The organism is Pseudofrankia asymbiotica, from assembly GCF_001983105.1.
Lineage (GTDB): Bacteria > Actinomycetota > Actinomycetes > Frankiales > Frankiaceae > Pseudofrankia > Pseudofrankia asymbiotica.
Genome location: NZ_MOMC01000002.1, coordinates 23,681 through 46,582, shown reverse-complemented (window position 1 = coordinate 46,582; position 22,902 = coordinate 23,681). Strand labels below are relative to the sequence as shown.

The following is a 22,902-nucleotide window of genomic DNA, read 5'->3' as shown; positions in this document are numbered from 1 at the left end:
CCCTCAGGCACAGCTGGTGCGCGTTCCCGTTGGCCAGCGGACCGATCGCCGGTCCTTGGCCGGAGACACCGCCGCCGGTCAGGCGGTGCGGACCCGCAGCACCTGGCGCTTCAGGGCACGCCGTTCGTCCTCGCTCAGACCGCCCCAGACACCAGCGTCCTGGCCGGTCTCCAGCGCCCAGTTCAGGCAGTCGGAGGTCACAGCACACCGTCGGCAGACAGCTTTGGCTTCTTCGATCTGGCGCTCGGCAGGCCCGGTGGTCCCGATTGGGAAGAAAAGCTCGGGGTCCTCGTCACGGCAGAGCGCTCTGTGGCGCCAGTCCATGCGTCCTACTCCCTCTGTCGTAGCGGGCGACTCAGCACAAGAGACGCTCAACTGACTCCTGGGGTTGCGTCACGAGACGTGACTGCGCGGCGAGCCCCGTTCCCGTCGCGACCAGGTGTCGTCTAGTCAACTGCGTGCAGCAGTGCGCCCTGGTGTATGTGGTCCATCCACCTCGGACATTCGCCACCCTCCCACCGGAACCGGCAGGGGCGCAAGAACCTGCAACCGCGTTCACACCATCTCTGGCCTGCACTTGTCCGTTAAGGACACGGACGGACCACAGTCGGCTGCGCTCCGGATGACTAGTCCGGGCCGCCTGGATGCCTGGTGGCCATGGGCAGTTGGCTCCATCAGCGTGGTGTTGTCCGGATAGTCCGTCCAGGYCATGCCCTGTCACCCGCCGATCCACCATGCCAACTAGGCATTCCCGCCAGTCGCTCCGGACCTCGGCGACGAGGTGGCCTCCGCGCCCCGACCGGGCCTCGTCGGGCCGCGCCGGCGCATCTCCCGCCCCGCGCTCACATTCCGTGCGGTGCCCGCGTCGGGCCGGGCGGTCAGGGCCGTTCGGGCGGGCGCGGTGGCGAGATGTGGYGGTCTCCACCGATCCGCCCACTGAGCAGAAACGGCGCGTCCGGTGCAGGATGGCTGCGGGACATGGTCTGGTGGCGGATCGCTGGGGAGGCCGCATGGAGGTACTGGGGCATCGCGGCAGCCGGAGCCCCGGGCCCGAGAATACGGCCGCGGCGGTCGACGCGGCGTTAACGGCCGGGGCGGACGGGATCGAGGTCGACATCCGGCGCACCGCCGACGGTGACCTCGTCTGTGTCCACGACGCGCGGCTGCCCCGGCTCGGAGGCCGGGCGGTGATCCGTCGGCCCACCGCCGATCTCGCGGCCAGGGGCATACCGACGCTGCACGACGTGCTGGACGCCTGGAACGGCCGGGGGCGGATCGTCATAGAGATCAAGAACCAGCCCGGCCAGCCGGATTTCGACGCTCCCCGCGAGCGATCCGCGCAGGCGCTGGTCGACCTGCTGCGCGCCCGCGGCCTGACCGGGCCTGATGCCGGGGTGACCGTGTCGTCGTTCGACTGGTTCGCGATCGAGCAGGTACGAGGCAGCGGCGTGGCCGTGCGCACCGCGTTCCTGACCATGCCGAGGATGTCGGTGAGCGGCGGCCTGTCCTACGTGCGCTCCGCCGGGCACGCGGAACTGCATGCCCACACCTCGGCTGTGCTCGCCGCCGCCGACGCGGCCGAGCGTGCCCGCGCTGCTGGGATCCGGCTGGTCACCTGGACCGTGACCAACGAACGGGCGGCGCTGCGCCTGCGCGACGCGGGCGTCGACGGCATCATCTGCGACGACCCGGCCGGCGTCGTCCGCGCCCTGCGCGCCGCCCCGCCGCTGTGACATCGGTTCGCGCCGCGCCCGGACGGAGCGAACCAGCTATACAGCCGCGATCACGCGCAGGGCGTGGGGGTGGGCGGTGAGCTCGACCTCGGCGTGCTCGCCGAGGTACTCGCCGTCCATCTGGAACGGGGCGGTGGGTGTCGCGGTCATTCGGATCCTGGTCAGGTCGTGTTCCAGGACGACGTTGCGGCCGTGGGGGCCACGGTCGCCGGCGAGCATCTGCCCGGTGGTGCGCAGCAGGCTCGACAGCCGCGCCTTGCGCAGCCCCAGCAGGTCCAGGCCGGTGTCGAACGACGCCTCTGGGCAGGCGCGAAGCGGCATGCTGCCCAGATAGGTCCACGGCAGCGCGTTGCAGACGATGGCGACCGTCACCTCGCGGTCCGGCGTGGCCACGCTCTCGTCGGCGTCGTCCTGGCTCTCCGCGGCGGACCTGGGTGTCTCCGGCCCCTTCTCGAGCTCGAGGTTGACCGCTACCCGGTCGTGGCCGAAGCCGCGGCTGTACCGGGCCAGCGCGCTGCGAAGGAACAGCCCGGCGCTGTTCGGCCGTCCGCCTGAGCGCTTGCGCTCGACCCTGCCGACGACCTCGGCGTCCAGCCCCATTCCCGCGCAGAACGTGAACCAGCGCGCCTCGTCGGCCCAGCGGGCGTGGCCGAGGCCGACCAGGCGGCTTTTGCCGTCGCGCAGGTTGGCCAGCAGCTCACCGGTCGCCTCGACGGGGGACGCGGAGTAGCCGAGCGCTCTGGCGAACACGTTGGTGCTGCCGCCGGGCACCACGGCGAGCGCCGGCGCGTCCGGCCTCGGCCCGGCGTGGAGGAGGCCGTTGACGACCTCGTTCACCGTGCCGTCGCCACCGAGGGCGATGACCACGTCGATCCCGGTCTCGGACGCGCGCCGACCGAGCTCGGCCGCGTGCCCGCGCCCCTTGGTGACGACGGTCTCGACGGCGACATCGGCGGACAGGGCCGTGACGAGGACGTCGCGGACCCGTTCCGTGGTCGTCGTCGCGGCGGGATTGACGACCAGGAGCCCTCGCATACCCACCACGGTAGTACCGTGCGGCTTTCCGGCGCCGGCATGCGGAATGTCTCACAATGACAGTCAAGTGTCAGAATGTCGCCAAGGCGTGAAGCAGAGCCTGCTGTTGCTGGAAAGACGCGTCTGCGTCACCTGATGGCAATGGAGCGGCAGAACCGTCGTTCTGCCCTGATCTCACGCCATGCGGGCCTCACGCCGTGCGGGCCGACCGCGGGGCATGTGAGCGGAATCGGCCTGGGGGTGGCGCCGTAAGGTCAACGCCATGGGACGTGGCGAGACGCCGGGTGCTCGACCGGGAGCCTGGGCACGCGAGACAACGACCGCGCTGATGGCGGCTCCACGCGCGCTGACGGTAGCGGCGGCGCTGGTGGCGGCGGAGGGCCTGCTGCTTGTGGGCCTGGGCGCTTTTCAGGTGATTCGGGGCTTCGGGAACGGCATTGACGACCTTGCTCGCGCCGAGTTCGGCGGTGTGCTGTCGCTCGGGTGCGGACTCGTGGTGCTGGTACTCGCCCGCACGCTCGTGGTCAACCGCGCCGCGACGAAGTCCCCGGTCATCGTCATCCAGCTGCTGTGCGTGCCGGTCGGCGCCGCGATGATCCAGAACGGTCTCTACGCCTACGGCATCCCACTGCTGGTCGTCGCCGTGGCGGTCATCGCCGCGCTGGCGGCCACGGGCCTGCACCGCCCGTCCGACAACGACCCCGGAACCTGAACACGCGGGGCACTGAAGACAGGCCGGCGCGGTGGGCGCGGAGCGTCCGGCCGCGCTGGCCCTACCAGCCCTAACCGTCCTCGAGCAGACCGCGGCGCAGCTGGGCCAGGGTGCGCGCGAGCAGGCGTGAGACGTGCATCTGGGAGATCCCCAGCTCCGTGGCGATCTGGGACTGGGTCATGTTCCCGAAGAAGCGCAGCAGCAGGATGCGCTTCTCCCGCGGGGGAAGCTTCTCCAGCAGCGGCTTGAGCGACTCGCGGTACTCGACGCCCTCGAGCGACTCGTCCTGGACGCCGAGCGTGTCCGCGACGGCCGGTGACTCGTCGTCGCCGGAGTCGGGCGCGTCGAGCGAGACGGCCGAGTACGCGTTGGCCGACTCGAGTCCCTCGAGGACCTCCTCCTCGCTCATCTCGAGGTGGGCGGCGATCTCGGCGACCGTCGGCGACCGGCCGAGCTTCTGGGACAGCTCCGAGGTCGCCTTCGTCAGCGACAGCTTGAGCTCCTGCAGCCGCCGCGGAACCCGGATCGCCCAGCCCTTGTCCCGGAAATGCCGCTTGATCTCGCCGACGATGGTCGGCGTCGCGTAGGTCGAGAACTCGACGCCGCGCTCCGGGTCGAACCGGTCGACCGACTTGATCAGGCCGATGGTGGCGACCTGGACGAGGTCGTCCAGCGGCTCGCCGCGGTTGCGGAACCGGCGGGCGAGGTACTCGACGAGCGGCAGGTGCATCCGGACCAGCTGGTCACGGATCTGTGACCGCTCGCTGTCGCCTTCGGGCAGCTCGGCCAGCCGGGCGAACAACACACGCGCGTGCGCCCGGTCGGGGGAGCTGGTCCGTTCCGGCGCCGCGTGCTCCTCCTGCTCCGGGGCTTCGGGCGTCTCGGCCTTGGGCTCGTCCACGCCAGGCCGCTCGGTTCCGATGTTGGTCACGGCATCCTCGGGCTTGAGGTCGTCCTCGCCGTTCCTGGACGGCGTCTGGCTCGCCAGCGTGGCCGCCTCGGCGTCGTCGCGGGCCGGCGGCGGCTCGGGTCCCGGCCGCCGCGCGCTGGCGGACTCGGGCGAATCGGCGAGCGTCTCGTCCGGCCCGCCGGCGCGCTGGCTCAGGGCCGGCACCCGGTCGCGCGGGGTGGTCGGGGTACGCCCTGGCGACGTCATGACGTTCCCACGGCACCGAGCTTCGCACCCTGGCCAAGCTCGGTCGATTCGGCGCTGCGGCTGCGCACGTGACCGGCCGGCGGCTCGCCGAGGTCGGCACGGGCACCCTGTCGTTTCGCCAGTTCGATGGTCACTCGCTGGCCGGGGCCGGTCGAGCTGGACACCTCACCGGCGAGCGCGTCCAGAACGGTCCAGGCGAAGGTGTCCTTCGACGGCGGCTCGCCGTCGAGGCTGTCCACCGACACCGTGACCCGCATCACGCCCGGCGAGAGCGCGAACACGCACTCCAGCGCCGAGCCGGGCACCGCGGAGACCAGGAGCAGCGCGGAGGCCTCGTCGACGGCGATCCGCAGGTCCTCGATGTCGTCGAGGGTGAAGTCCAGCCGGGCGGCGAGGGAGGCCGTCGCGGTGCGCAGGACCGTCAGGTACGCGCTCGCGGCCGGGAGGGTGAGCTGCACGACATCGCGCAGCCCGCCGCCGTGGACACCGCCGGAGCTCACCGTGCCGCCGGCCGAAGGCGTCGGATCCACGTTCTACCCCCAGTGACTACGTTGTTCCAACGGCGGGCCTCGCCGCTGGTGGTGGTTGTGTTGTCCGGTTGCGTCAAGGCTCCCGGTAGAACCGCCCGCCTACATCATCCGGCCTCGGTGCCGGCCCGTCGCGGCGGGCATCCGGCGCTCGGCTGCCGGCCACCGCCCGGCCAACCCACAGCCGTGCCAGGCTGGCCCCGGGTCATGGCGGTCATCGGTGGCATATCCAGCATGCCGCCTCCCCACACACGCCACCGAAGGCCCACGAGTGCCCCGCACCAAGGTCGCCCCCATCCGAACGGCGGGAGCCCCCGGGAGCGGTTCTCGGGCCTGTCGTGGGCCCGAGGGCACCAACCGGGACCAGCCGGGCGCGCAGCGCCGCGCGCCAGACCACCACGGCCGCGCCTGATACCCGACTCCGTGCCGCTCGCTGTCCCCACGGTACCCAGCGTCGCCCCGGTGGCGCAGGTCGGGTGATCAGAAATGTTTGCCATCTTGCCAGCCCGGGTGGTGAACGCGCCGGGTGATTCCGGACCCCGTTCATAAAAGGCGTCCAGGTCCGGGGGTGTTCCCCGGCTCCGGGGCTACGCGCCCCCGGCGAGAGCGGCGAGGGCGTCGGCGTCGAGCCGCCAGGTCGTCCAGCCCTGCTGGGGAGCGGCGCCGAGCGATCGATAGAAGTCGTGCGCGGAGGTGTTCCAGTCCAGGACGTCCCACTCCAGCCGCCGGTGGCCGCGGCCGCGCGCGAGGGCCGCCAGCGCGACGAGCAGGGCCCGGCCATGGCCGGCGCGACGGTGTTCCGGCGCGACGAACAGGTCGACGAGGAACGTCCCCGTGCGGCCCGTCCAGGTCGAGAAGGTCTCGTGGTAGATCGCGAACCCCACCACCGGCGCCTCACCATTGGTGGGCGCCGCGCCGTCCGCCGTGGCCACGAGTGCCGCCGCCGCTGGCGGGTCCCCGAAGAGCGCCCCGGTGAGGTCGGGCTCGGTCATCTCCACCGCGTCCGGCTCCCGCTCGTACGCCGCGAGCGCCCGCACCAGCTCCAGCACGACCGGCACGTCACCCGGCTCGGCCGAACGAATCACTGACCTGCCTCCACTTCCGGGAGCTCGCCCCAAACAGGCGTCGCCGGCCTCCGGTCGGATGACCGGAGGCCGGCGACATGATCGCGCCCCTGGATCAGGCCGCGGCCTTGGTCTCCCAGAAGATCTTCGCGATCTCGTCGATCTTGTCGAGCAGCTTCTGGCCGTCGGCCGGGTCAACCGAGGCCTTCGCGCCGGCGGCGCCGGCGGCCTTGGTGGCCTGCCAGAACAGGTCATGCAGCTGCGGGTACTTCTCCAGGTGGTTTGGCTTGAAGTAGTCGGTCCACAGCACCCACAGGTGGTGCTTGACGAGGTCGGCGCGCTCCTCCTTGATGGACAGCGCCCGGGAGCGGAACACCGGGTCCTCGTTCCCCTGGTACTTCTCCTGGATCGCCTTGACCGACTGGGCCTCGATCCGGGCCTGCGCCGGGTCGTAGACGCCGCAGGGCAGGTCGCAGTGCGCGCTCACCCGGGTGGTGGGGTGCAGCAGGCTCATGCCGCCGTCCTTCCTCGCACGTTTGTCTGTCGTCGGGGGCACGGGCGGCGCCTCGGCGCGAGACAGACCGTCTACCCGTCCGCCGCGGTGGCGTCGTACGGGGGGCGGCGGCCCGTGTCCCCACCTTCTGGCAACCTACCCTTGTGCGGCCTTCGGTTCTCGTGGGGGCGGTCTCCGTTCGCGGCGCGTCGATGGCGCCGACACTGCGTGACGGCGACGCCTGCCTGGTCTGGTGGGGTCGCGCGCCCCGGCCCGGTGACGTGGTCGTCGCCCGCCTGCCCGCGGGCCGCGGGCTCGGCGTGAAACGCGTCGCCTTCGGCGACCAGGACGGCGGCTGGTGGCTGCGCTCGGACAACGTGGGCGTAGGCACCGACAGCGCCGCCTTCGGCATGATCGACACCGCCGACGTGCTCGGCCGGGTGGTGCTGCGCTACTGGCCCCGGCCGGCCTGGTTCCGCAACTCGGCGTAGAAGGCCAGGCAGTCGGCGTACCGGGGCAGCAGCCCGGCTGCGTCCGCCTCCTTCAGGGACGGCGCGACGGCGTCCTTGTCGGACAGCAGCGGGGTCAGGTCGGCCGGCCAGGGCAGAGCAAGATCAGGGTCCAGCGGGTGCACGCCATGCTCGCGTCCCGGGCTGTATGAGGTGGAGCACAGGTAGGAGACCTGCGCGCCGTCGGTGAGCGCGATGAACGCGTGCCCCAGGCCTTCGGACAGGTAGAGCCCCTTGCGGTCCACGTCGTCGAGGACGACCGCGTCCCATCGGCCGAACGTCGGCGAGCCGGAACGGATGTCCACCACGCAGTCCAGCACCCGCCCGGACACGCATGTGACGTACTTCGCCTGGCTGGGCGGCACATCCGCGTAGTGCACGCCGCGCAGCGTCCCCGCCCTGCTGACGCTCTGGTTGGCCTGAGCGAGCCGGAGCGGGTGGCCGACGGCCTTCTCCAGCGCGTCGACGCGGAACCATTCGAGGAAGGTGCCGCGGCTGTCGGTGTGCTGGCGGGGGGTGAAGACCCACGCGTCCGGTACGGACAGTTCGGTGACATCCACGCCTGCGGACCGTACCGGGTCGGCCGGCGGTCCGTACGCAGTCTCCCCGCCGATTCCGCCGTGGTGTGTCTCCGTAGGYCCGGCACCGACCCACGACCCGCGCCGGAACCGGTCAGATTCCCGCGTTTAGGTCAAAACGGTGTGCATTCCATGGCGATCCAGGGTGCCCCGCCCGCCCCCCAAAAGCGCCATGTCCCTGGTTCGCCGCGGGACACGTCTCGGGTCGGGGCTGGGGTCAGCCCGGGTCGGGCGGGAAGGTTGTTGCTGGTTCGCTCCGTGCGGGCGCGGCGCTACGGCCCCTTACTCGCTTCGCTCCCAAGGGACCTCCGCGCCGTGTCCTCCTGCGCTCACGTGCGCTCCGGCGACCTGCGCTGCGGCCCAACCCCGTTCGCTTCGCTCCGGGGCCGGGCCTCCGCGCAGGCGCGCCTCCGCGCCAGCTCGGTTGCTTGCCGCTGGAACGTCACCAGCCCAATGCTGTTGGTCCCCAATGCTGTTGGTCACAGCACCTTCGACAGGAAGGACTTCGTTCGCTCGTGCTGGGGGTTGACCAGTACCTGGCCGGGCGGGCCGCTTTCGACGACGACGCCGCCGTCCATGAAGACGACGGTGTCGGCCGCCTCACGGGCGAAGCCCATCTCGTGGGTGACGGCGATCATCGTCATGCCGTCCGCCGCGAGCCCCCGCATGATGTCGAGCACCTCGCCGACGAGCTCCGGGTCGAGGGCCGAGGTGGGCTCGTCGAACAGCATCAGCTTGGGCCGCATCGCCAGTGCCCTGGCGATCGCGACCCGCTGCTGCTGCCCGCCGGAGAGCTGGGACGGGTAGGCCTCGCACCGGTTCCCGAGACCGACCCGGTCCAGCAGGGCACGGGCGCGCTGCTCGACCTCGGAGCGCTTCTCCCGGCGTACCCGCAGAGGCGCCTCCATGATGTTCTCCAGCGCCGTCATGTGAGCGAACAGGTTGAAGCGTTGGAAGACCATGCCGATGTCGGCGCGACGCCGGCAGACCTCGCGCTGGCGCAGCTCGTGCAGGCGGCCGTTGTGCTCCCGGTAGCCGACCAGGTCGCCGTCCACCCACAGCCGACCCGAGTCGATCTTCTCCAGGTGGTTGATGCAACGCAGCATGGTCGTCTTGCCCGAGCCTGAGGGCCCGATCAGGCAGAGCACTTCACCCGGCTCGACCCGCAGGTTGATCCCGCGAAGGACCTCGTTGTGCCCGAAGGAGCGGCGGATGCTCTCGGCGAGCAYCATCGGGGTGCCGTTCCCCGCCGCGGTTGGTGTCTCGCTGGTCACAGGGTCACCCCGCTGTCCTCGCGGCGTATGGGTCGACCGGGCCCCAATCGGTTACGGCCGGCCGGGTCGTAGTGCCGTTCCAGGAAGTACTGGCCGACGCTGAGTACCGACGTGACCGCCAGGTACCAGATCGCGGCGACCATCAGCAGCGGGATGGTCTGGAAGTTGCGGCTGTAGATGATCTGGGCGGCGTAGAGCAGCTCGGTGTAGGCGATGACGCTGACGAGCGACGTCGTCTTGAGCATCGAGATGGTCTCGTTGCCGGTCGGCGGGATGATCACCCGCATCGCCTGGGGCAGCACGATCCGGCGCATCGTCTGCGCCTGGTTCATGCCGAGCGCGTGCGCGGCCTCGGCCTGGCCGGTGTCGACGGCCCCGATGCCGGCCCGCACGATCTCGGCCATGTACGCCGCCTCGTTGAGCCCGAGGCCGAGGATGGCCGCGCCCAGCAGCGGGATGAGCGAGTTCGAGTCGGCGGAGGCGAACTCGGGGCCGAACGGGACGCCGATCGACAGCCTCGGGTAGAGCGCGCCGATCGACGCCCAGAACAGGATCTGGATCATCACCGGCGTGCCGCGGAAGAACCAGGTGTACAGCCAGGACGCCGAGCGCAGGACGGGGTTCGGCGAGAGCCGCAGGATGGCGAGCAGTACCCCGCCGACCACGCCGATGGCCATCGCGTAGAGCGTCAGGAAGAGCGTCGCCCACAGGCCGCGCAGGATCTGCTCGGAGAACAGGTACTCCCGGACCAGGTCCCAGTGGAACGCCTTGTTGGTGACGAGGGCGTGCACCAGCATCGCGGCGAGGAGGGCGAGGGCGGCGACCCCCACCCAGCGTCCCGGGTGGCGGACCGGAACCGCCTTGATCACATCGGCCGGCGGCGCGTCGGCTCCGGCCGCCCCGGTCACCGGGGCGACCGGCGAGCCGGGGGCCTGCGCCCCCGGCTCGCCGCCTGGCGCCTTGTCAGCTGACAGCGCCATTGATCTTCGGGTCCGTGATGGCGCCCTCCTGCACGCCCCACTTCTCCAGCGTCTTCTGGTAGGAGCCGTCGGCGATGACCGCCTTCAGCGCCGCCACCAGCGGCTCGGTGAGGCCCGAGTTCTTCGGCACCGCGATGCCGTACGGAGCCGTGCCGTAGGGCTTTCCGACCAGCTTGAGCTTGCCCTCGGACAGCTTCACCTGGTAGTCGGCGACCGGCGAGTCGGCCATCGACACCTGCGCCCGGCCGGCGGTCAGCGCCAGGTTCGCCTGGTTCTGGTCCGGGTAGGCCTGGACGGTCACGGCCGGCTTGCCCGCGCTCTTGCACTTCGTGTCCTGGTCGGCGGCGTCGGCGGCCTGGGTGGTGCCCGTCTCGACCGCGACGGTCAGACCGCAGAGGTCGTCCAGCCCGGTCAGGGTGGCCGGCTTGGCGGCGCTGGTGAAGAACGAGGTGCCCGCCGAGTAGTACGTGACGAAGTCGACGACCTGCTCGCGCTCCTTGGTGTCGGTGAACGACGAGACGCCGATGTCGTACTTGCCGGCGGCGAGCCCCGGGATGATGTCGTCGAAGCCGGCGTTCTCGACCTCGACCTTGACGCCGAGCGCCGAGCCGAGTGCCTTGATCAGGTCGACGTCCATGCCGATGACGGTCTTGCCGTCCGTGTCGAAGAACTCGTTGGGCGCGTAGGACGCGTCCGCGGCCACCTTGAGGGTGCCGCCCGCGTACTTGGCGGGCAGCGTGGCCGCGACGGAGGGGTTGGCGGAGGGCGCCGCCGTCGTGTCGCCACCGTCCGACGAGTCGTCGCCACCGCCGCAGGCGGCGAGGACGGCGACCAGGCCAGCCACCRCCGTCGCGGCGACCGCCCGGCGCATGGCCCGGCGGCCCACGCCGCCGCCCATGATCCGGTGTGTTCGAAGGCGCATGCCTATCCTCTCCAGTTCCAGCCAGTTCCCAGGGCGGACGGCCCCACCGCCCTGGCCCAGGCTGGCGGTCGCTCGCGGGCAGGTGAGCACATGCTCATCGGCTGCCCGGCCAGCGGATCGCCTGGCTGGCTGGTTGGCGCTGGATGCACCCCCGTCACGACGTGCGGGCCGGGTTCCCACCGGATCGCGAAGCGATCTGGCGGGTTCGATCGCCCGTTCCGTATGTCCGTATTCGGGTGGGCAGGCGACAACGGCGGCGCACGTCCTGGGCCTCCACCCAAGCGTGGTTACGTGACAGTAGTGCTACATGGATGCTTCTGGAACGTTGCAAGACATTTCAGCCAGATGTCGCGAGTGTGATCGTCATGTGTAGTCGAACGATTGCATCTGACCGACCGCCCGCCGCATACCGGCGCTGACGTGCAATATTTGAAGGTGCCCCGGGCGACCCCTGGGAGCACCCCCGCCGGCCTACCCGCCTGCCGCCGAGGTTCTCGCTGGTCCGCACGGCAGACTGGCGGGTGAGCCGCTCAGGTCATCTCCTCGCGGCTGAGAGCTCCGCCCACGGGGACGGTCCGCCGGCCCCGGACGCCGGGCTGTGCCCGGCATCACCTCTCACGATGGGCGACCCCCGGACCTCCGCAGACAACAGCCCCTCGACGACCCCGGGCCGTACGCAGGCAGCCGGGCCGCCCGTACCCAGGAGCACTTCCGTGACAGCGACCGCAGACCATCAGATCCTCGACCAGTCCTCCAGTGCCGTCGCGGGCGTCATGCCCGTTCCCGTGAGTCCGCGGGTGTCCGACGACGACCCGGTGTTCGCGCTGCACCGCGGCGGGAAGATCGCGCTCGAAGTGACGTCGCCGCTGGCCAACAGGGACGACCTCTCGCTCGCCTACACCCCCGGTGTCGCCCGGGTGTGCCTGGCGATCGAGGAGACGCCGGCTCTCGCCGAGGACTACACCTGGCGCGGCAACCTGGTCGCCGTGGTCACCGACGGCACCGCCGTCCTCGGCCTCGGTGACATCGGCCCGGCGGCCGCCATGCCCGTCATGGAGGGCAAGGCGGCCCTGTTCAAGCACTTCGCGGGTGTCGACTCGGTGCCGATCTGCCTGGACACCAAGGACACCGAGGAGATCATCGACACGGTGGCCCGGATGGCGCCGAGCTTCGGCGGGATCAACCTCGAGGACATCTCCGCGCCCCGCTGCTTCGAGATCGAACGGCGTCTGCAGGAGCGTCTCGACATCCCGGTCTTCCACGACGACCAGCACGGCACCGCCATCGTCGCGCTCGCGGCGCTGGAGAACGCCGCCCGGCTGACCGGCCGGCAGCTCTCCGACCTGCGGGTGGTCGTGTCCGGCGCGGGCGCCTCCGGCATCGCGGTGACCCGCATCATCCTGGCCGCCGGCATCGGCGACATCGCGGTCGGCGACCGCAAGGGGATCATCTACGCGGACCGGGGCGACCTCACGTCGGTCAAGGCGGACATCGCGGCGGTCACGAACAGGAGCGGGCTGACCGGCTCGATCAATGAGGCGCTGGCCGGGGCGGACGTCTTCATCGGCCTGTCCTCGGGAACCGTTCCCGAGGAGGCGGTCGCGACCATGGCTCCGGGCGCGATCATCTTCGCGATGGCCAACCCCGACCCGGAGGTCCGGCCGGAGGTCGCCCAGAAGTACGCCAGCATCGTCGCCACCGGGCGCAGCGACTTCCCGAACCAGATCAACAACGTGCTCGCGTTCCCGGGCGTCTTCCGGGGCGCGCTGGACGTGCGGGCCAGCCGGGTCACCGAGGGCATGAAGCTGGCGGCGGCCCGCGCGCTCGCCGACGTCATCGCCGACGAGCTCGCGCCGGACCACATCATCCCGAGCCCGTTCGACACCCGGGTCGCCCCGGCGGTCGCCGCCGCGGTCGCGGCCGCGGCCAAGGCGGACGGCGTCGCCCGGCGATAACCGTCGGCGTCAAACCGTGGGCGTCGCCCGGCGACAAGCCGGGCGAAAGACGGAGGCGCGCGTTGGGCGGGGCGCTCGGCGCCCCGCCTAACGCCTGCCACAGCCTGGGCAGGGAGCCTTCGCGGTGACCTCGTCGATGGGGCGCAACGTCCCGCAGCTCTTGTAGGAGCAGGCGACGAAGTCGGTCTGGGTCACGGTGATCACCGGGCGACCGTCGTCGGTGAACGTCAGCGTCGGCGGCTCCGGGTCAAGCACCGGCCGGCGACGGCGCCAGCGCGGCCCGCGCGCCGACCGTCCCCGTCCAGGCGACGCCGCGGGCTCGGACGCCGCGGCCGGCGCCGCGGTCTGCGGCCGCGCGGCGGCCGGCGACGCCGCGGCGGGCTCGGCCGGCGACGGGTGTGCCGCGCGGGCCGGGGGCATGGACGGCCGGGCTGTCGGGAGGCCCGCGTCCACGGGACCGGTCGGGGGCCACGTCGGTTCAAGAGCCGCCATGATGACGAGTCCAGCACATCCGGGGACAGGCCGCGACTCAGCCTCCCCCCATCGGCCGGTACCGGACACCGGTTGTCCCGTTGACCCGGACTTCCGGTGGCGTCGCCCGCCGAGGCGACCTACGGTTTGTCCGTGCTTGCCGCTGCCGCAACGACGATCAACCCATCCGACCCGCTGGCCGGTCTGACCRTGGGAGAGCAGCCGGAGCCGGCCGTGCCGGACGGCTGGGCGACCGTCTCGATTCGGGCCGCCGCTCTCAACCACCACGACCTGTTCAGCCTGCGCGGCGTCGGCCTGCCGGCCGAGCGCCTGCCGATGATCCTGGGCTGTGACGGCGCGGGCGTGACGGCCGACGGCACCGAGGTCATMGTCCACGCGGTGATCGGTGATCCCGCGGCCGGCGGCGGTGACGAGACCCTGGACCCGAAGCGGTCGCTGCTCTCCGAGGTGCACCCCGGCACGCTGGCCGAGTGGGTCGCCGTGCCCACCCGCAACCTCGTGCCCAAGCCGGCGTCGCTGTCCTGGGCGGAARCCGCCTGCCTGCCCACGGCGTGGCTCACGGCCTACCGGATGGTCTTCACCAAGTCGGGGCTGCCGGCCGACGGCGGTGGCACGTTGCTGATCCAGGGCGCGGGCGGCGGCGTCGCCACCGCGGCGCTGCTGCTCGCCAAAGCCGCCGGCCACACCGTCTTCGTCACCTCCCGTGACGAGACCAAGCGCAAGCGGGCGCTGGACCTCGGTGCCGACGCCGCGGTCGAGTCGGGTGCCCGGCTGCCGGCCCGGGTCGACGCGGTCATCGAGACCGTCGGCGCGGCCACGTGGAGCCACTCGCTGAAATCCCTGCGCCCGGGCGGCACGGTCGTCTGCTCCGGCGCGACCAGCGGCCCGAACCCGCCCGCCGAGCTGAACCGGGTCTTCTTCCTGCAGCTCAACGTCGTCGGCTCGACCATGGGTACCCGCGACGAACTGGCCGCCCTCGTCGGCTTCCTCGACCGTACGGGCGTGCGGCCCCTGATCGACGACGCCCGCCCGCTGGCCGACGCCCGTGCCTCCTTCGAGCGCATCGCCCAGGGCGAGATCTTCGGCAAGCTCGTCCTCACCGTCTGAGCCCCAGCCGACGCGACCGGCCGACGCGACCGCGTCCTAGAGGTCGGGATCGTCGTCCGGGCGGGCGAGCCAGGTGGCGAGGGTCTCGATGGCGGCCTCGTGCTCGGGGTGCTCGTCGACGAAGAGACGCAGGGCGTCGGCGAGCCACTCGAGGGTGACGGTCTCCTCGCCGCGCCGCTGCGTCAGCTCCTCGATCCCCCGGTCGGTGAAGTACATCGCCCGCTCGCTTCCCTCGGCCTGGCCTGGGCTCCCGCCCCAGCCGTCCCCTGCCCGCCGAGGCACCTCTGGGCGGCCTGGCCGCCTCGCCCTGCGGTGCCCGGTTCTGTGCCAGCAAACCCCGTGCCGACGAACGCTCTGCCAGCGGGCCCCGCCAACCCCGCCAGGCCGCGACGGCCGCCGCGGCCTGGCGGGGTTGGCGGTGAGCGCGCGCCTCAGGTCGCGAAGGCGGCCTCGATGAGGGCGCGCTGCTCCTTCTCGTGGACCTTGGACGAGCCCGAGGCGGGGGCGGCCGAGGCCTTGCGCGAGACCCGGCGCAGCCGCAGGCCGGCCGGCAGGAACTCCGGCAGGTGCAGGCCCATGTGCGGGTAGGCGCCCTGGTTCGCCGGCTCCTCCTGGACCCAGACGATGTCGGTMGCGTTCGGGTAACGGCGCAGCGCCTCGGCGACCTCCGCGCCCGGGGTCGGGTAGAGCTGCTCGACCCGCAGCAGCGCGAACTGGCCCTTGTCGTCCCGCTTGTTCCGCGCGTCGGCGAGGTCCCAGTGCACCTTGCCGGCCGACAGCAGCACCCGGCGCACGGCCGCCGGGTCGGTGACCGTCGCGTCGTCGATCACCGGCCGCCACGAGCCCGAGGTCAGCTCCTGCACGGTCGACGCCGCGGCCTTCAGCCGCAGCATCGACTTCGGCGTGAACACCACCAGCGGGCGGCGCACCGGCGAGAGCGTCTGGCGGCGCAGCAGGTGGAAGTAGCTCGCGGCCGACGAGGGATACGCCACGGTCATGTTCTCGTCGGCGCACAGGGACAGGAACCGCTCGATGTGGGCGGACGAGTGGTCCGGACCCTGGCCCTCGTAGCCGTGCGGCAGCAGGAGCGTCAGCGCGGTGCGCTGGCCCCACTTGGCCTCGCCGGCCGACAGGAACTCGTCGATGATCGACTGGGCGCCGTTGGCGAAGTCGCCGAACTGCGCCTCCCAGAGGACGAGCATGTCGAGGCGCGCGACCGAGTAGCCGTACTCGAAGCCCATCGCCGCGTACTCGGACAGCAGCGAGTCGTGGACGTAGTACGTGCCGACCGGGCCGCCGTCGGAGCGGCGCAGGGTGCGCAGCGGGGTGTGGTCCTCGCCGGTGAAGCGGTCGACGAGCACGGCGTGGCGCTGGCCGAAGGTGCCACGCCGGCTGTCCTGGCCGGTGAGCCGGATCGAGCGGCCGTCGAGCAGCAGGCTGCCCAGCGCGATCGTCTCGGCGCACGCCCAGTCGATCGCGCCGGTCTCGACCATCTGCGCGCGGCGCTCCAGCTGCGGGCGCAGCCGGGGGTGGATGGCGAAGTCGGCCGGCAGGTTCACCTGCGTGTCGATGACCTGCTTGACGACCTCCAGCGGCACCGCGGTGCTGACGGCCGCGGCGGCGGCCGCGTCCTCCGCCGTGGTGACGATGCGGGGCTGGGGGGTCGGCCGGTCGCCGGTGGCGTCGCGGGTCTCGGCGAACGCCTTCTCGAGCTCCAGGCGGTAGCTCTTCATCGCCTCCTCGGCCTGGTCGCGGGTGATGTCCCCGCGGCCGATGAGCGCCTCGGTGTAGAGCTTGCGCACGGAGCGCTTCGCCGCGATCTCGTCGTACATCAGCGGCTGGGTGAACGACGGCTCGTCCATCTCGTTGTGACCGCGCCGCCGGTAGCAGATCATGTCGATCACGACGTCCTTGTGGAACGCCTGCCGGTAGGCGAACGCCAGCGTCGCCACCCGGACGCAGGCCTCCGGGTCGTCGCCGTTGACGTGGAAGATCGGCGCCTGCACCATCCGGGCGACGTCGGTGGCGTACACCGACGAGCGGCCCGAGGTCGGCGAGGTGGTGAAGCCGACCTGGTTGTTGATGACCAGGTGCACGGTCCCGCCGGTGCGGTAGCCGCGCAGCTGCGAGAGGTTCAGCGTCTCGGCGACCACRCCCTGGCCGGCGAACGCCGCGTCGCCATGGATCAGCACGGGCAGGACGGTGAAGCCCTCCGGCCCCTTGTCCAGGATGTCCTGCTTGGCGCGCGCGACGCCCTCGAGGACCGGGTCGACCGCCTCCAGGTGCGACGGGTTTGCGACCACGGAGACCGGCACCTTCCTGCCGTCCGGGCCGCTGTAGACGCCCTCGGCGCCCAGGTGGTACTTCACGTCGCCGGAGCCGTGCGCGGTCCGCGGGTCGAGGTGGCCCTCGAACTCGGCGAAGATCTGCCGGTAGGACTTGCCGACGATGTTCGCCAGCACGTTCAGCCGGCCGCGGTGCGCCATGCCGATGACGACCTCGTCCATGCCCGTGCTCGCCGCCCGCGACAGGACCTCGTCGAGCAGCGGGATCGCCGACTCGGCGCCCTCCAGCGAGAACCGGCGCTGGCCGACGTACTTGGTCTGTAGGAAGGACTCGAACGCCTCCGCGGCGCCGAGCCGCTCGAGCACGTGCAGCTGCTCGGCCGGGTCCGGCCGCTCCGCGGAGCGCTCGACCCGGGCCTGGATCCACTGGCGCTCGTCCGGCTCCTGGATGTGCATGTACTCGATGCCGACCCGGCGGCAGTACGAGTCGCGCAGCACCCCGAGCACGTCGCGCAGCGTCATCGTCCGGTGGCCGGCGAACCCGGCGACCGGGAACTCCCGGTCGAGGTCCCACAGCGACAGGCCGTGGCTGCGGATGTCCAGGTCCGGGTGGCTGCGGATGGTGAACTCGAGCGGGTTCGTGTCCGCCATCAGGTGKCCGCGCACGCGGTAGGCGTGGATCAGCTCCTGCACCCGGGCGCTGTGGTCGAGGTCGCCCTCGTGGCTGGTCGGGATGTCGGTGACCCAGCGGACCGGCTCGTACGGGACCCGCAGGGAGCGGAAGATCTCGTCGTAGAACTCGTCCTCGCCGAGCAGCAGCTGGTGGACCCGGCGCAGGTACTCGCCCGACTGGGCGCCCTGGATGATCCGGTGGTCGTACGTGCTGGTCAGCGTGGTCACCTTGGAGATGGCCATGCGGGCGAGCGTCTCGGTGGACGCGCCGGCGAACTCGGCCGGGTACTCCATCGAGCCGACGCCGATGATCGTGCCCTGGCCCTCCATCAGGCGCGGCACCGAGTGCACGGTGCCGAGACCGCCCGGGTTCGTCAGGCTGATCGTGACGCCGGTGAAGTCGTCGGTGGTGAGCTTGCCCGCCCGGGCGCGGCGCACGATGTCCTCGTACGCGGCCCAGAACTGGGCGAAGTCCATCGCCTCGGCCTCCTTGACCGCGGCGACGACGAGCTGACGGCCCTTCGAGGTGACCAGGTCGATGGCGAGGCCCAGGTTGACGTGCGCCGGCGTGACCAGCGCCGGCTTGCCGTCGACCACCGCGAAGGAGTTGTTCATCTCGGGGAAGTCGACGAGCGCCTTCACCATCGCGAAGCCGATGAGATGGGTGAAGGAGATCTTGCCGCCGCGGGAGCGGGCCAGATGGCGGTTGATGACGATCCTGTTGTCGATCATCAACTTGGCCGGCACGACGCGCACCGAGGTCGCCGTCGGCACGTGCAGCGACGTCTCCATGTTGGTGACGACCCGCGCCGCGGCGCCCCGCAGCGTCGTCTGAGCTCCTGCTCCTGCCCGATCGGCGGAACCGGAGGGGCTCGTGGGGGCGGCCCGCGGCGTGCTGGGCGCCGGCGCCGTCTTCGCGGCGGGCGCGGGGGCCGGGGGCGCCACGGGCGCCGGCGGGGCGGCGGGGGCCGCGACCGGGGCGGGCGCGGGCGGCGTGGCGGCGGCCGGGGCCGCGGGCGCCTGGGCGGCGGGGCTCTGTGGCTCGGCTGGCGTGGTGGCGACGACCGCGCGAGCGCTCTCCGGATCCGTGTTGTCGGTCGCGGTGGGTGCGCTCGGGTGATAGTCGGAGAGGAACTCACGCCATTCGGGTGACACGCTGTCCGGATCCGCGAGGTACTGCTGGTAGATCTCGAACACCAGCCACTCGTTGGTTCCGAAGTCAGGGCCTGACGCGGGTACCGTCGGTGCTGTCACGGGGCCAATCGCCTCTATCCAGGTGGAGACTTCACTTCTGTCGAAAGGGGTCTTCGAAAGGCCCTTCCGCTACCGCCTGTCTAGGCTACTCGCCGGGCCGAAGGTCCCTGGCGCGACCCATTGCGGCAAATGAGTACGACGCCGTTGGCGCTGGCGGCGCCCGCTGGCGGGGCGACGGACGGTGGCGAGGCGTGGTCGCGGGACTGCCCTGAGGCATCCGTCGCGGCATCAGTGCCGCGGCGTTCCGGCTGTACCGCCCGCCGAGAGCGCTCGCTGTTGCCCACCGTGATTGACCGACTACCCATCGGTTGCGGAGTGCGGCCGATGTGAGTTTCCCGGCATCAGGCCCCTCCATCCGCCTCTCTCCCCGCCGGCCGGCCGGCGGGGGCGGTCGTCGTCGCTCGCCATCGACGGCGAGCGACGGCGACGAGATGACCTGGGTGTCGCGGGTGGCCTCCGCCGAATGTGGCCTCGATCCGCGCGGGCTCGCGCTGGTGGCGTTCGAGGGAGCGGGCGGGACGCGCTCGCGGCCCGTCGTCCGGCGTTGGGAACAGTCCCGTGGCCTGCGTCGTTAGCATGGCTGTACCGGTCCGCATCATGGCCCCCGGACCTAAAAATTGTCGCCACGTGCGACCTTGCCCCGTGAGGCGACCTGGCGGGCCGGTGCTTTTCTTCAAGATCGCGTCCCAGTCGGGGCGCGATCTTGCTTTTAGGGGTGTCGGTAGTGGTCCCAGCCCTGCGCGCCCTCGTACGGCGTGCCGTCGACGAGGACCCCTGAGCCCTCGGTGATTTCGCCGATCAGGCGCGTGCCGGCCGGCGGCGCGCAGCTCGGCGGGAGGCAGGCGACGAAGGCGTTGTCGTCGCCGCCGGTGAGGACCCAGCGCAGCGGGTCGGCCGCGAGGCGCTCGGCGGCCGCGCGCAGCGGCTCGGCGATGTCGAAGGCGGCCGAACGCAGCTCGACGCGGACGCCCGACGCGGTGGCGATGTGGCCGACATCGGCCAGCAGGCCGTCGCTGACGTCGCACATCGCGCTCGCCCCCGCGGCCGCCAGCGCCCGGCCGGCGGCGTAGGGCGGCTCGGGACGGCGGTGGGCGTCGAGCAGCCCGGTGGGGCCATCGGCGCCCACGCCCAGCAGTTCCAGGCCGGCCTGCGCCCAGCCCAGGCGCCCGGCGAGCACGACCCGGTCACCTGGGCGAGCCCCGGATCGCCGGACGGGTTCGGCACCGCCCAGGTCGCCCAGCGCGGTGATGGCCAGGATCACGCGGTCCGCTGAGCTCACGTCGCCGCCGGCGATGACGGCGCCGACCTCGGCACACTCGTCACGCAGCCCGTCGGCGAGCCGCAGCACCCAGGCGACCGGGAGGTCGCCCGGCGCGGCCAGGCCGAGCAGCAGGCCCGTCGGCCGGGCTCCCATCGCGACCACGTCGCTGAGGTTCTGCGCCGCCGCCTTGCGGCCGACGTCGTACCCGGACGAGTAGTCGCGCCGGAAATGCCGGCCCTCGAGCAGCAGGTCGGTGGTCGCCACGACTCGGCCGTCCGGCGCGGCGAGCAGCGCTGCGTCGTCACCCGGGCCGATCAACAGCTCGCCGCCGCCGGGGAACCGGGCGGTGATCGCCCTGATCAGGCCGAACTCGCCGAGATCGGCCACGACGCCCGTCATCGGAAGTGGACGGCTGGGGAGGGGCGCACGCCCGGCACTCTAGTCTCGTGGCTCGCCGACGGTCATGCGCCGATCGTGTACGTCGCTCGCGCCGAATACGGCGTTCCTTGGGAAAACGTCGCCCACGGGTGCGCGGACCACACGCTCATGGCGGGGGCCGTCCGCTTGGCGGCGCGTGAGAGCGGTCCCTGCCGGGGATGACGAACAGCGCCGTTTTTCGCGGCATGGGACATTGTTTTCCTGGCGTTTCTTCCCGCGCGATACCCGAGCGAAATGCATCGACCGGTGCGGCTGAATCCGGTCGTGAAACGCCGTCGCGGTGCCCGGGCCGCTATCGGCGCGGTCGAGCGGCCCGGCGCGCGCGGGCCCGGCCAGCCGCGCGGTCGGCCTCCCGGCGGCCGGCGGCCGGCGGCCGGCGGCCGGCGGCTCCCGATGTTCCGTCCGGGCGGCACCCCGGCGTTCGGCCAGCAAGGTCACGACGGATGCGTCGATGGCAACATCGCCGACATCTGACCGTCACATCCCGCTGGGACTCTGACGGCCGTGCCGCTCGTCATCCCCTGCCGCCCGTATCGCCCGGCGGTGCCGGCCGCGCATGCCTCGAGGCCGAGGCCGCGGACGCACCCCGGGCCGGTGCCCGGCGCCCCGCCGGACGCCGGCGGGCGGGCCGGGACCAGGCGACGGTAGGGCGCCGGTGGCACTGCAGCCAGGGAAGGGAAAGGTCGAGGGCAAGCACTACCTGCCGTCCACCCCGGAGACGGTCCATTGGGGGGAGCTGCCGACGGCGCGCACCAGGCCGGTGCTGACCGTCGACACGGGCGCGACCGTCACCGTCGACACGGTCAGCCAGGAGGGCATCCTGGAGGACCAGGGCCGCGACCCTGACGCGTTCTTCGGCCGGCACGGCGTCACCACGGCCGAGGTCCTCGAGGACGCCAGGGCGATCGCGGCGTCCGGGATGCCCCACCGCTTCGGCGTCGACGGCCCGCACATCGTCACCGGCCCCGTGTACGTGCGCGGCGCCGAGCCCGGCGACGTGCTGCGGGTCGAGGTCGTCTCGCTCCTGCCCAGGGCCCGCTACGGCCTCATCTCCAACCGTCACGGGCAGGGCCTGCTCGCCGGCGAGTTTCCCGAGGGGCCGCCGCCGGACGACGACGCCGACTCCCGGCACTGGCACGGGTTTCGGACCGTCAGCAGCTTCTGCGCGGTCGAGCGGCGGCGCGGCAAGCTCTTCGGCGCGCTCGACGCGTCGACGGCCGGCGGCGCGCGGGTGCGCTTCCCGCTCACGCCGTTCATGGGAATCATGGCGGTCGCCGTGGATACCGGCGCCGAGTCCGGCACGGACGGCGACGGCGGGGCGGTCACCGTGCCGTCCACATCGGTCGGACTGCACGGCGGCGCGCTGGACTGCCGCGAGCTGGGGATCGGCGCCAAGCTCTATCTGCCGGTGCAGGTGCCCGGAGCGCTTTTCTCCGTCGGTGACCCGCACTACGCGGCGGGAGACGGCAAGATCGGGCTTACCGCGCTGGAGGGACCGCTGCGGGCGACGTTCCGGCTCACCGCTCTGCGCGAGCCGGCCGCGCGGGCGGCGCTCGGGACGCTGCGGGAGCCGTTCGTCGAGACCGAGACCAACTGGCTGGCGCTGGGGCTGGACGTCGACGTCACCGAGGCGGTCCGGCGGGCCGCTCGTTCGGCGGTGCTGTTCCTTTCCAGCCGGCTGGGACTGGAGCGCGCGGCCGCGCTCGCCTACCTGACGGCGGCGGCGGACTTCGGGATCAGCCAGGTCGTCAACGGCGTGCACACCGCCTACTGCCGCCTGCGGCGGGCCGACTTCAGCGAGACGCCGCCCAGGCCGCGGCTGCCGCGCGCCGCGCTCGGCAGACTGGTCACGAGCGAGGACGACGACGGGATCGAGCTGGACGCGACGATCGACGGTGAGATCCCGGACAGCGGCTCCCGCGACACCATCAGTCGTCACGGCGGCGGCCGTGGCCGCCCGTCCACGGGCCCGGGAACCGGCCGCCCGCTGGCCGCCGATGCCAGCCTCGCGGAGGCGGACGGCGACGGTGCGGACGGCGACGGTCAGGGGACGCCCACGGCCGGCGGACAACCGGCCGGCGGACACACGATCGATGGGCTCATGGTTGATGGACACGCCGCGGTCGATGGGCAGCCGGTCGACGGGCATGGCGCCCGCGGGCCCCGGGGCGGCGGTGYCGGCTCGGAACCCGCCAACGCGAGCCCGAACGACCAGACCGAGCCTGAGGACACCGACACCGACACCGACGACCTGCCGGCGGTTCCGGTCGGGCAGGAGGTCACCGCCTCGCCCCGCCCGCTCTCGCCACCCGGCCAGAGGTCACACGATCACGACGAGGCCCGCGCGGCCGGAGCCCGGCAGCCGGGTCGCGACCCGGCGTCGCGCGGCGCCCGCAAGGCATCCGGCCGCCCGGCTCCCGACAGCCCATCCACCGCCGGCCGCTGACCGGCTCCC

Annotated in this window: 20 protein-coding genes; 6 read left to right on the top strand and 14 right to left on the bottom strand. The window is 72.2% G+C overall.

The genetic code is table 11. From position 1 onward, the window contains the following. Positions 1 to 78 precede the first annotated feature (78 nt). Positions 79 to 324, bottom strand: a complete 246-nt coding sequence (locus tag BL253_RS00220; RefSeq protein WP_076812203.1) for a WhiB family transcriptional regulator — start codon at positions 322 to 324, stop codon at positions 79 to 81. 686 nt (positions 325 to 1,010) lie between these two features. On the opposite strand from BL253_RS00220, the gene BL253_RS00215 reads away from it, so the two are divergent. Further along, positions 1,011 to 1,733 carry a glycerophosphodiester phosphodiesterase gene (locus BL253_RS00215; RefSeq protein WP_076812200.1) on the top strand — a complete coding sequence of 241 codons (723 nt, stop codon included), beginning with the start codon at positions 1,011 to 1,013 and terminating at the stop codon, positions 1,731 to 1,733. A 36-nt stretch (positions 1,734 to 1,769) separates the two neighbouring features. On the opposite strand, the gene BL253_RS00210 is transcribed toward BL253_RS00215, so the two are convergent. Then, on the bottom strand, positions 1,770 to 2,768 hold the full coding sequence (locus BL253_RS00210) for a diacylglycerol/lipid kinase family protein (protein WP_076812196.1): 999 nt from the start codon (positions 2,766 to 2,768) through the stop codon (positions 1,770 to 1,772). 328 nt (positions 2,769 to 3,096) lie between these two features. Between BL253_RS00210 and BL253_RS00205 the strand changes: the two genes are divergently transcribed. Then, positions 3,097 to 3,480: a hypothetical protein gene (locus BL253_RS00205; RefSeq protein ID WP_241834379.1), complete on the top strand. Its 384-nt coding sequence runs from the start codon at positions 3,097 to 3,099 to the stop codon at positions 3,478 to 3,480. A 70-nt stretch (positions 3,481 to 3,550) separates the two neighbouring features. Here the strand turns inward: BL253_RS00205 and BL253_RS00200 are convergent, their stop codons facing one another. From BL253_RS00200 to sodN, 4 genes are all read right to left on the bottom strand, one after another. Beyond that, the gene (locus BL253_RS00200) at positions 3,551 to 4,636 is read right to left on the bottom strand and encodes an RNA polymerase sigma factor SigF (protein WP_076812190.1); all 1,086 of its coding nucleotides are present in this window, start codon (positions 4,634 to 4,636) and stop codon (positions 3,551 to 3,553) included. Beyond that, entirely contained in the window at positions 4,633 to 5,166 is a 534-nt protein-coding gene (locus tag BL253_RS00195) for an ATP-binding protein (RefSeq protein WP_071049994.1), read from the bottom strand. The genes BL253_RS00200 and BL253_RS00195 overlap by 4 nt, the downstream gene beginning before the upstream one ends. 584 nt (positions 5,167 to 5,750) lie before the next feature. Beyond that, positions 5,751 to 6,248 (bottom strand): GNAT family N-acetyltransferase, encoded by a 498-nt coding sequence (locus BL253_RS00190; protein ID WP_076812188.1) that lies wholly within the window; start codon positions 6,246 to 6,248, stop codon positions 5,751 to 5,753. 94 nt (positions 6,249 to 6,342) lie between these two features. Further along, positions 6,343 to 6,741: a superoxide dismutase, Ni gene (gene sodN, locus BL253_RS00185; protein ID WP_007518544.1), complete on the bottom strand. Its 399-nt coding sequence runs from the start codon at positions 6,739 to 6,741 to the stop codon at positions 6,343 to 6,345. A gap of 143 nt (positions 6,742 to 6,884) precedes the next feature. Here sodN and BL253_RS00180 point away from each other — a divergent pair, with 143 nt between their 5' ends. Continuing rightward, positions 6,885 to 7,211 carry a S24/S26 family peptidase gene (locus BL253_RS00180; protein WP_076812186.1) on the top strand — a complete coding sequence of 109 codons (327 nt, stop codon included), beginning with the start codon at positions 6,885 to 6,887 and terminating at the stop codon, positions 7,209 to 7,211. Here the strand turns inward: BL253_RS00180 and BL253_RS00175 are convergent. The 4 genes from BL253_RS00175 to BL253_RS00160 form a co-directional block, all read right to left on the bottom strand. Further along, positions 7,172 to 7,789, bottom strand: a complete 618-nt coding sequence (locus BL253_RS00175) for a dTDP-4-dehydrorhamnose 3,5-epimerase family protein (protein WP_076812183.1) — start codon at positions 7,787 to 7,789, stop codon at positions 7,172 to 7,174. The two genes, BL253_RS00180 and BL253_RS00175, sit on opposite strands and share 40 nt — an antisense overlap. Positions 7,790 to 8,286: 497 nt before the next feature. Next, the gene (locus BL253_RS00170; RefSeq protein ID WP_096335877.1) at positions 8,287 to 9,039 is read right to left on the bottom strand and encodes an amino acid ABC transporter ATP-binding protein; all 753 of its coding nucleotides are present in this window, start codon (positions 9,037 to 9,039) and stop codon (positions 8,287 to 8,289) included. A gap of 38 nt (positions 9,040 to 9,077) precedes the next feature. Beyond that, complete coding sequence (locus BL253_RS00165) at positions 9,078 to 10,061, bottom strand: amino acid ABC transporter permease (protein ID WP_076812177.1); 984 nt, start codon at positions 10,059 to 10,061, stop codon at positions 9,078 to 9,080. Beyond that, complete coding sequence (locus tag BL253_RS00160; RefSeq protein WP_076812174.1) at positions 10,045 to 10,983, bottom strand: ABC transporter substrate-binding protein; 939 nt, start codon at positions 10,981 to 10,983, stop codon at positions 10,045 to 10,047. Before BL253_RS00160 ends, BL253_RS00165 begins: the two co-directional genes overlap by 17 nt. Before the next feature lie 713 nt (positions 10,984 to 11,696). Between BL253_RS00160 and BL253_RS00155 the strand changes: the two genes are divergently transcribed. Beyond that, entirely contained in the window at positions 11,697 to 12,938 is a 1,242-nt protein-coding gene (locus BL253_RS00155) for an NAD(P)-dependent malic enzyme (RefSeq protein ID WP_076812170.1), read from the top strand. Between the two features lie 87 nt (positions 12,939 to 13,025). Here the strand turns inward: BL253_RS00155 and BL253_RS42125 are convergent, their stop codons facing one another. Next, the gene (locus BL253_RS42125) at positions 13,026 to 13,430 is read right to left on the bottom strand and encodes a hypothetical protein (protein ID WP_158230313.1); all 405 of its coding nucleotides are present in this window, start codon (positions 13,428 to 13,430) and stop codon (positions 13,026 to 13,028) included. Positions 13,431 to 13,562: 132 nt separating this feature from the next. Between BL253_RS42125 and BL253_RS00145 the strand changes: the two genes are divergently transcribed. Then, positions 13,563 to 14,537, top strand: a complete 975-nt coding sequence (locus BL253_RS00145; protein ID WP_076812343.1) for a zinc-binding dehydrogenase — start codon at positions 13,563 to 13,565, stop codon at positions 14,535 to 14,537. A gap of 36 nt (positions 14,538 to 14,573) precedes the next feature. Here the strand turns inward: BL253_RS00145 and BL253_RS00140 are convergent, their stop codons facing one another. The 3 genes from BL253_RS00140 to BL253_RS00130 form a co-directional block, all read right to left on the bottom strand. Next, on the bottom strand, positions 14,574 to 14,753 hold the full coding sequence (locus BL253_RS00140; protein ID WP_076812163.1) for a DUF6104 family protein: 180 nt from the start codon (positions 14,751 to 14,753) through the stop codon (positions 14,574 to 14,576). Positions 14,754 to 14,968: 215 nt separating this feature from the next. Further along, complete coding sequence (locus BL253_RS00135) at positions 14,969 to 18,748, bottom strand: multifunctional oxoglutarate decarboxylase/oxoglutarate dehydrogenase thiamine pyrophosphate-binding subunit/dihydrolipoyllysine-residue succinyltransferase subunit (RefSeq protein WP_076812160.1); 3,780 nt, start codon at positions 18,746 to 18,748, stop codon at positions 14,969 to 14,971. Between the two features lie 709 nt (positions 18,749 to 19,457). Continuing rightward, the gene (locus tag BL253_RS00130; RefSeq protein WP_076812158.1) at positions 19,458 to 20,408 is read right to left on the bottom strand and encodes a thiamine-phosphate kinase; all 951 of its coding nucleotides are present in this window, start codon (positions 20,406 to 20,408) and stop codon (positions 19,458 to 19,460) included. 694 nt (positions 20,409 to 21,102) lie between these two features. Here BL253_RS00130 and BL253_RS00120 point away from each other — a divergent pair. After that, the gene (locus tag BL253_RS00120) at positions 21,103 to 22,893 is read left to right on the top strand and encodes an acetamidase/formamidase family protein (protein WP_076812153.1); all 1,791 of its coding nucleotides are present in this window, start codon (positions 21,103 to 21,105) and stop codon (positions 22,891 to 22,893) included. The last annotated feature ends 9 nt before the right edge of the window (positions 22,894 to 22,902 follow it).

What these genes read in the sequence shown, in the direction of transcription:
- BL253_RS00220 (WP_076812203.1), bottom strand. Translation starts at nt 324, where the DNA reads ATGGACTGGCGCCACAGAGCGCTCTGCCGTGACGAGGACCCCGAGCTT.
- BL253_RS00215 (WP_076812200.1), top strand. Translation starts at nt 1,011, where the DNA reads ATGGAGGTACTGGGGCATCGCGGCAGCCGGAGCCCCGGGCCCGAGAAT.
- BL253_RS00210 (WP_076812196.1), bottom strand. Translation starts at nt 2,768, where the DNA reads ATGCGAGGGCTCCTGGTCGTCAATCCCGCCGCGACGACGACCACGGAA.
- BL253_RS00205 (WP_241834379.1), top strand. Translation starts at nt 3,097, where the DNA reads ATGGCGGCTCCACGCGCGCTGACGGTAGCGGCGGCGCTGGTGGCGGCG.
- BL253_RS00200 (WP_076812190.1), bottom strand. Translation starts at nt 4,636, where the DNA reads ATGACGTCGCCAGGGCGTACCCCGACCACCCCGCGCGACCGGGTGCCG.
- sodN (WP_007518544.1), bottom strand. Translation starts at nt 6,741, where the DNA reads ATGAGCCTGCTGCACCCCACCACCCGGGTGAGCGCGCACTGCGACCTG.
- BL253_RS00165 (WP_076812177.1), bottom strand. Translation starts at nt 10,061, where the DNA reads ATGGCGCTGTCAGCTGACAAGGCGCCAGGCGGCGAGCCGGGGGCGCAG.
- BL253_RS42125 (WP_158230313.1), bottom strand. Translation starts at nt 13,430, where the DNA reads ATGGCGGCTCTTGAACCGACGTGGCCCCCGACCGGTCCCGTGGACGCG.
- BL253_RS00140 (WP_076812163.1), bottom strand. Translation starts at nt 14,753, where the DNA reads ATGTACTTCACCGACCGGGGGATCGAGGAGCTGACGCAGCGGCGCGGC.
- BL253_RS00130 (WP_076812158.1), bottom strand. Translation starts at nt 20,408, where the DNA reads ATGACGGGCGTCGTGGCCGATCTCGGCGAGTTCGGCCTGATCAGGGCG.